The following is a 6,510-nucleotide window of genomic DNA, read 5'->3' as shown; positions in this document are numbered from 1 at the left end:
ACCCGGCCTGAACTGGCCGAGCTCGGCCGCCCCCGCGAAGGCAGCAAGCATCATGAGGCTGATCGGGCCGTTGAGCGAACCGAGGGCATTCGCGACGCCCACGCCCGCCGCGGCCCGGATGGTCGCCAGGGCCTGCGGCAGGGGAGCGAGGCGGGCGGGCACGAGGCGCAGCGCGAGCGCCAGTCCCACGGCGCCGTAGGCGATGCCGGCGCCGACCGCCACAAGGCTCAGGGCCGCCTCCGGAAGCTGCAACCGGAGCGCGAGAGCGGTCCCGCCGATCAGAATGACGGCGTTGGCGAGCGCCGGCCAGACGGACCAGCCGGGCCGCCCGCAGACCTGGAACAGGGCGTCGAGGAAGCGGGCGGCCGCGAGGGGCATCAGCAGGGCGGCCAGCGCCAGCGCGGGCTGGATGGCGTCCGGCAGCATCGGCAGAATGCAGAGCAGCGCCGCGCCGGTCCCGAGGCCGAGGACGAGCCGCGCCGACAGCATTCGGCCGAACTCGGCCGCCCGCATCTCGGGTTCGATCGCACCGAGGCGCGCCCCGAAGGTCAGGGTCGTGCCGAAATCCGCCGCGATCAGCGCCACCGCGAGGATCGCCAGGGCGAGGCCGTAGCGACCGAGGGCCGCCGGCCCGGCCATGTGCCCGACCATCACGAAGGCTGCGAGGCCTGCCGCAAGGTAGACGCCGCGGCCGGCAGCCTGCCCGAGCAGATTCGCACCATAACGGAGCCCGCCGGCCCGTCCGCGCCCCGACAATCGGTTTACCAAGCGGATCATCTCTCGGTGACGTCTGACTGAAAACTGCGACCTACGATTGCATCGTGGCAGGCTGCGTATGGCTTGCAACCGGTGTCTCAATTTATGGTTGCAGAGTTATCGCGTTGGCAAAACCGGAGGACTGCGTATGTCCGAGACAGCCGCTGGGTCGGACCTGTGTCTCTCGCGCCGATCAGAAGCGGAGCCGGGACGGCGCCTCCGATGGGGGGAGGTGCGGGCCGCCCTGGCCGCCGATCGGGATCATTGGCGCCGCCGCGGTTGCGGGCCGGCGGCCTTCCGCCGGGGCTACCACGCGATCTGGCTCTACCGCCTGTCCCGCTATGCCCATGAGCGCGGCTGGCGGATGGCGGCGTGGCTGCTGTGGCTCGTGAACGGCTGGTGGACCGGCGCCGACATCCCGCCCTCCAGCCGGATCGCCGGCGGCCTGTTCCTGCCGCAGCCCTATGGGACCGTGATCGCCGGCGCCGTGGGCCGCGACGCCGCCTTCGGCATCCAGGCCTCCATCGGCGGCCTGCTGAAGGAGCCGGACCAGGATATCGGCGGCGGCCCGGGCCTTCCGGTGCTGGGCGACGACGTGATGCTGGAGGCGGGCGCCATCGTCCTCGGCGCCGTGCATGTCGGGGACCGCGCCCGGATCGGGCCGCGGACCATCACCCTGAAGTCCGTCGAGGCCGACGAGGAGATCATGCCGCAACCCTGGCGCCCGCTCCCCGGCCGGAACGTCGCGCCATGAGGAACGCGATGTCGGACCATGGCACCCTGTCGGGGATGCGGCGCCTCCTGGCGGCCGACTTCGCCCGCATCCTGCGCCAGACCACGGGGGGGAAGCCGACCGCCCGGCTCCGGCGCCTGATGCACCTCCTGCTTCCGGCCATGCAGGTGGCGATCCTGCATCGAACCGCGCATCTGCTGCACGGAAGGGGCTGGCGCCGCTCGGCCGCCCTCGTGGCGGACCTGTCGCTGCGTCTCACGGGGGCCAGCCTGCATCCGGGCTCGCGCGTGGGGCCGGGCCTGTTCGTGCCGCATCCGGCGCGGGTCGCCTTCTGCGCGACGGCCGGGGCCGACCTGACTCTGCTGCCCGGGACATTGGTCGGACCGCGGGACTGGGTCCTTCCGGACCAGCCGTTTCCCGCCGACGGTCCTGATCTCGGGGACGGCGCGATCGTCGGCGCGCACGCCGCCATCCAGGGATCGGTCGCCATCGGCGCGGGCGCGACGGTCGGCATCGCGGTCTGCAGTCTTCGGGATGTGCCGGCGGGCACCGTGACGATGATCGCCCAGCGGCAGGTTCGCGGCCCGCGGCGCTCCCAGGGGACGATTCATGGGCGCTAGACCCGGCCGCGCAGGGCCGCGGCGCCTGTCACGCGCGCCCGTGCTCCCCGCGGACCGCCCGCAGCGCGCCGCGGCCGGCTCGTGCGGGCGCGATCTGGCGGCGCAGGACGCGCTCGTAGGCGTCGAAGATGACGCGCCACGTGAAGGCCTCGGCGTGCCGGCGACGGGAGGCGGCGCCCATGACGTCGAGGCGGCCCGGCCCGGCCCGCACCAGGCTCAGGATGCCCCGCCGCAACTCGGTCTCGTCGCCGAAATAGAGCGCCTGCGGCCCCGCCACCCACCGGTTGAATGGGTTGTCGTGGGCGAGGATCGGCGAGCCCGCCCCCAGGGCCTCGACCAGCGAGGGGTTCGTCCCGCCCACCGTGTGGCCGTGGATGTGGAAGCGGGCGTGAAAGCGGAGCGCGGCCACGCGCTCGGCCTCGTAGATCGCGCCGGCGAAGATCACGTCCGGTCCGCCCGCCGCCCGGACGGCGCGGTGATACGGGTCGGACTCCGCGAGCTTGCCCAGCACGAGCAGCGGCAGGCCCGGGCGCACCTCGCTCCAGGCCCGGACGACCTGGAGCACGAGGTTCTCCGGCACCACCCGGGCGATCAGCAGTCCGTAATCGCGGGGGCGCAGGCCGAACTTCGCCAGCGGCTCGGTCGAGGCTTCCAGAACCGGGTCGGCGCCATACGCGATGGTGGTGATCCGGGCGGCCGAGGTCCCGCGGGCGAGGTGCTTGGCGATCTCCGGGTGGTCCGCCACGAGGTGCGTCGAGAACAGGCTGCCGAGGCGCTCGTTCAGCCAGAACCAGGCCTTGGCGGGCTTCGACCAGCGGTCGCGCTTCCACTCGATGCCGTCCATGTTCATGACGCTGCGCTTGGCCGTCAGCCGGTAGAGCAGCGAGAACGCCGCGGTGTTGTAGCCGAGCACGAGGGGCAGGGCGGGCCGGAAGGCCGCCCGCAGGGTGCATTTCAGGTCGAACACGATCGTCGAGACGGCACCGTCGCCCCGGACCGCGACCGGGATCAGCAGGATCCCACGCCACACCGTCGGCGGGGCCGGCTCGCGCACCTGGCAGTAGACCTCGACCCGCCAGCCCCGGGCCACGAGTTCGAGCGCGAGCCGCTCCGCCAGGGTCTCGAACCCCCCATGCGCCGCCGGCACCCCGCGTGTGCCGAGGATCGCCACCGCCGGGCGCCCGCCCGGCTCCCCCGCCTTCACATGCGCCGTGGGCGCGACACGTTCAGAGGAGTCTGAGGCATGGTCACGGTCGAACAGCGTCTGTTCCGGGAGATGGGAGCCGGAGGCTACTCCCGGCACGACCACCGGATGGAGTACATCGTGCGCGTCAACGCGTTGCTCCGCCCGGACATGCGGGTGATGGAGTTCGGCGCGGGACGCGGCAAGTGGAGCGATGATCCGGTCCCATTGCGCCGGCACCTCGGCGACTTCCGCGGGCGCTGCGCCCACGTGGTCGCCTGCGACGTCGACGAGGCGGTTCTCGGCAACAAGTCGGCCGACGAGGTCCGGCTGATCGGTCACGACGGGATGCTGCCATTCCCGGACGGGAGCTTCGACCTGATCTCGGCCTTCTCGGTCCTCGAACACATCGAGCATCCCGAGCCCACCGCGGCGGAACTCGGCCGGGTTCTCGCCCCGGGCGGCTGGCTCTGCGCCTGGACGCCCAACCGCTGGGGCTATGTCGGGATCGGGGCACGGCTCATCCCGAAGCGGCTGCACGCCCGGGTGCTGCGCCTCGTCGAGCCCCGGCGGGTCGAGATCGACTCGTTCGTGCCGCTCTACACGATGAACACGGAGGCGGCGCGGAAGCGGCTTTTCCCAACTGATCGGTTCGAGCACTTCACCTACAGTTTCGACGGGCAGCCGTTCTATCATGGCGAGAACATCGTCCTGGGCAAGTTCTGGGAGCTGCTGTTCCGGCTCACGCCGGGCCCGTTCAAGGGCTACCACATGGTGTTCATTCGTAAGCGACCGTGAGAGACGGTCCGGTCAGAGGCGAAGACTGCGCAGATGGCTGGCAAATCTGCGCATGTCCTCGGCCTTTCGGGCGAGGTCCGGCTGCCCGCGCAGCCGGGCCGCGAATCCGTAGGCCAGGGCGCGCAGGGTGAAGCCGAGCCGCAGCGGGGCCGAGAAGAAGGCCGGCGACGAGAGGCGCCGGCCGGCGTTGCGCAGGCTGTAGATGGTCGCCAGCCCGTCGAGCCAGCGGGGCGAGCGGGTGCCTCCCGAGCCCCCTTGGAGATGGAGAACGGCAATCCCCGGAAGGTAGGCGACGCGCCAGCCGGCATCGCGCAGGCGGCATCCCCAATCCACGTCCTCGCCGTAGAGGAACATCGGGCTGTGCAGACCGCCGATGGCGGCGATCGCCGACCGGCGCAGGAGCAGGCAGGCGCCGCAGATCCAGTCCACGTCGAGGGCTCCGGTGCCGCGGGCCTGCCGGCTGGCGAGATAGAGGCCACGCCGGCCGAGGCGGCCCGACAGGCCGGCGGCGTGCACCAGGATCGAGAGCGGGCGCGGCTCGTAGCCGGCATCGCCGACCTGATGCGTCCCGTCCGGAAAGGTCAGCCGCGGGCCGACGGCGCCGACGTCCGGATGCGCGTCGAGATGGGCCAGAAGACCGGTCAGGGCCTCCGGGTCGCGCAGGAACGCGTCGGGATTGAGGAGCAGGATCGCCTCGCCGCGCGCGTGCTCCAGGGCAACGGCGTTGCCGCCCGCGAAGCCGTGGTTGGTGCGCTCGGCGATCACCCGCACCCAGGGGAAAGCCTTCGCGACGCGCTCCGGCGTGCCGTCGGTCGAGGCGTTGTCGACGAGGATCACCTCGTAGGGGCGGTCGATCCGGCTCGAGGCCAGCAGTTCCAGGCAGGTCGCGATGTCCCGACCGGCGTTGTAGGTGACGATCAGGACGCTGAGGCTGACGGCGCTCATGATCGGTCTCCACGTGTGAAGGGGGTATGGCCGGTCCTGGACGCGGGCGCTCCCGGGGCGCTGGCGAGGGGGGACGCGGTTCCTCTCCGTTGAACGGGGAGGGCGCGTGTCGCGCCTGTCGATTCTGGCGGCCCGACCGGCCGGCGCGCCTGAACGGCCCTTTGCCGCTGGGCGGCACGCACCCCGGCGATCAGTCCGAGGCCGGTGTAGAGCAACTCGGCGATGCCGAGATTCAGGCGGAAGCCCGGATCGACCAGGCCGTGCAGCAGATGCGCGATCAGCCCCACCGCGCAGGCCGCCGCGATCGCCGCGAGGGGATCGCCCACCGGCGCGCGGCGGGCCGCGCGGAACCCCCGGGCGATGCCGATCCCGAAGACCAGCGCGAAGGCCGCGTAGCCGACGATCCCGACCTCGGTGAGGATCAGGATGTGCAGGTTGTGCACCACGTGGTTCGACCGGTCGAAGAGCCCGGCGAGCCGGGACAGGCCGGTCTTGTCGAGGACCGCGAACTGATTGCCGAAGTTGTTCAGGCCGACGCCCAAGACCGGAAACTGCTCGAAGAGGGCGAGGGCCGCCGCGTTCAGCGGGCCGCGCTGGGCGGCCGAGCCGCCATCGTCGGCGGTGAGCCGCTCCCAGATCAGCGGACCGGCATAGAGGGCCGCGACGCTGCCGACGATTGCCAGAAGACCGAAGACGATCAGACTCGCCCGGGAGAACAGACGGTCCCGATAAACCAGCAGGATCAGGAGCGCGGCGGAGACCGGGAAGGTGAGCCAGGATGCGCGCGACAGGGTCAGTACCACCCCGACCAGTGCCGACGCGGCGCCCGCTGCCCCGACGAGGCGGAGGATCAGCGGGCCGCGGGAGAGGGCCAGCGCCAGGGCAAGGGGCCAGACGAACTCGTAATAATAGCCCAGGATGTTCGGGTGGACCTTCAGGCCACCGGCGCGGCGTTGCGCCGAGAAGTTGATGTTCTCCTCGACGATCTGTTCCTCGCCCAGCACCGAGAGGCCGAGTTCCGAGCCCGAGACATATTGCAGCCCCGCCACCGCGGTCTGGACGAGGCAGAGGGCGCAGATCGCCAGCGCCAGGGTCCGGATGTCGGATTCCGACAGGTTCGAGACCGCGACCGAGACCAGGAGCAGGCCGACGAAGCGCCACGTGTCGAACCAGAGATAGGCCGGGTCGGTGGCGTTGGTGAGCGACAGCAGGCCCGCGATCAGGAAGCCGACCTGCGTCAGGACGAGGGGGCGGTCGAGCCGCAGGCAGGGCGCATTCTCCCAGAGGCCCGTGAGCTTGGCGGTGATCAGCGCCACGGCCACGAGAAGCGCGACGCTCACCGTCAGGCCGGCCCCGCCGCCGATGCTCGGCAGGTACTGCCCGACCGCCTCGAAATGCTGGAAGAAGCTCACGTCGAGCTTGACCGTCAGCCCGACCGCGAGGGCCACGAGGAGGACCGGCGTCAGGCGATAGAG

General features: G+C 71.6%; 6 protein-coding genes and 1 pseudogene. 3 read left to right on the top strand and 4 right to left on the bottom strand.

Annotation, left to right across the window (positions count from 1 at the left end):
- Positions 1 to 777: pseudogene (locus I53_RS22350) on the bottom strand (oligosaccharide flippase family protein); the annotation flags it as partial.
- 211 nt (positions 778 to 988) lie between these two features.
- Here I53_RS22350 and I53_RS22345 point away from each other — a divergent pair.
- On the top strand, positions 989 to 1,510 hold the full coding sequence (locus I53_RS22345; RefSeq protein WP_236961721.1) for a serine O-acetyltransferase: 522 nt from the start codon (positions 989 to 991) through the stop codon (positions 1,508 to 1,510).
- A complete protein-coding gene (locus I53_RS22340; protein ID WP_251982406.1) occupies positions 1,507 to 2,109 on the top strand; it encodes a serine acetyltransferase in 603 nt (200 codons plus the stop codon). Before I53_RS22345 ends, I53_RS22340 begins: the two co-directional genes overlap by 4 nt.
- 28 nt (positions 2,110 to 2,137) lie before the next feature.
- Here I53_RS22340 and I53_RS22335 read toward each other — a convergent pair whose 3' ends face one another.
- On the bottom strand, positions 2,138 to 3,280 hold the full coding sequence (locus tag I53_RS22335) for a DUF1972 domain-containing protein (protein WP_043354830.1): 1,143 nt from the start codon (positions 3,278 to 3,280) through the stop codon (positions 2,138 to 2,140).
- Positions 3,281 to 3,352: 72 nt separating this feature from the next.
- Here I53_RS22335 and I53_RS22330 point away from each other — a divergent pair, with 72 nt between their 5' ends.
- A complete protein-coding gene (locus I53_RS22330) occupies positions 3,353 to 4,090 on the top strand; it encodes a bifunctional 2-polyprenyl-6-hydroxyphenol methylase/3-demethylubiquinol 3-O-methyltransferase UbiG (RefSeq protein ID WP_043354823.1) in 738 nt (245 codons plus the stop codon).
- Positions 4,091 to 4,102: 12 nt separating this feature from the next.
- Here the strand turns inward: I53_RS22330 and I53_RS22325 are convergent, their stop codons facing one another.
- On the bottom strand, positions 4,103 to 5,035 hold the full coding sequence (locus I53_RS22325) for a glycosyltransferase family 2 protein (protein WP_043354821.1): 933 nt from the start codon (positions 5,033 to 5,035) through the stop codon (positions 4,103 to 4,105).
- The coding region (locus I53_RS22320; protein WP_251982405.1) for an O-antigen ligase family protein at positions 5,032 to 6,510 on the bottom strand (1,479 nt) is incomplete at its 5' end. The genes I53_RS22320 and I53_RS22325, both read right to left, overlap by 4 nt.

It is taken from the genome of Methylobacterium sp. B1, assembly GCF_000333255.1.
Lineage (GTDB): Bacteria > Pseudomonadota > Alphaproteobacteria > Rhizobiales > Beijerinckiaceae > Methylobacterium > Methylobacterium fujisawaense.
The sequence above is the reverse complement of the archived record's forward strand: the minus strand, read 5'-3'. Positions and strand labels throughout refer to the sequence as shown.

Bases quoted from the DNA above. Each gene is read 5' to 3' on its own strand.
- I53_RS22340 (WP_251982406.1), top strand. From the start codon at position 1,507: ATGAGGAACGCGATGTCGGACCATGGCACCCTGTCGGGGATGCGGCGC.
- I53_RS22330 (WP_043354823.1), top strand. From the start codon at position 3,353: ATGGTCACGGTCGAACAGCGTCTGTTCCGGGAGATGGGAGCCGGAGGC.
- I53_RS22325 (WP_043354821.1), bottom strand. From the start codon at position 5,035: ATGAGCGCCGTCAGCCTCAGCGTCCTGATCGTCACCTACAACGCCGGT.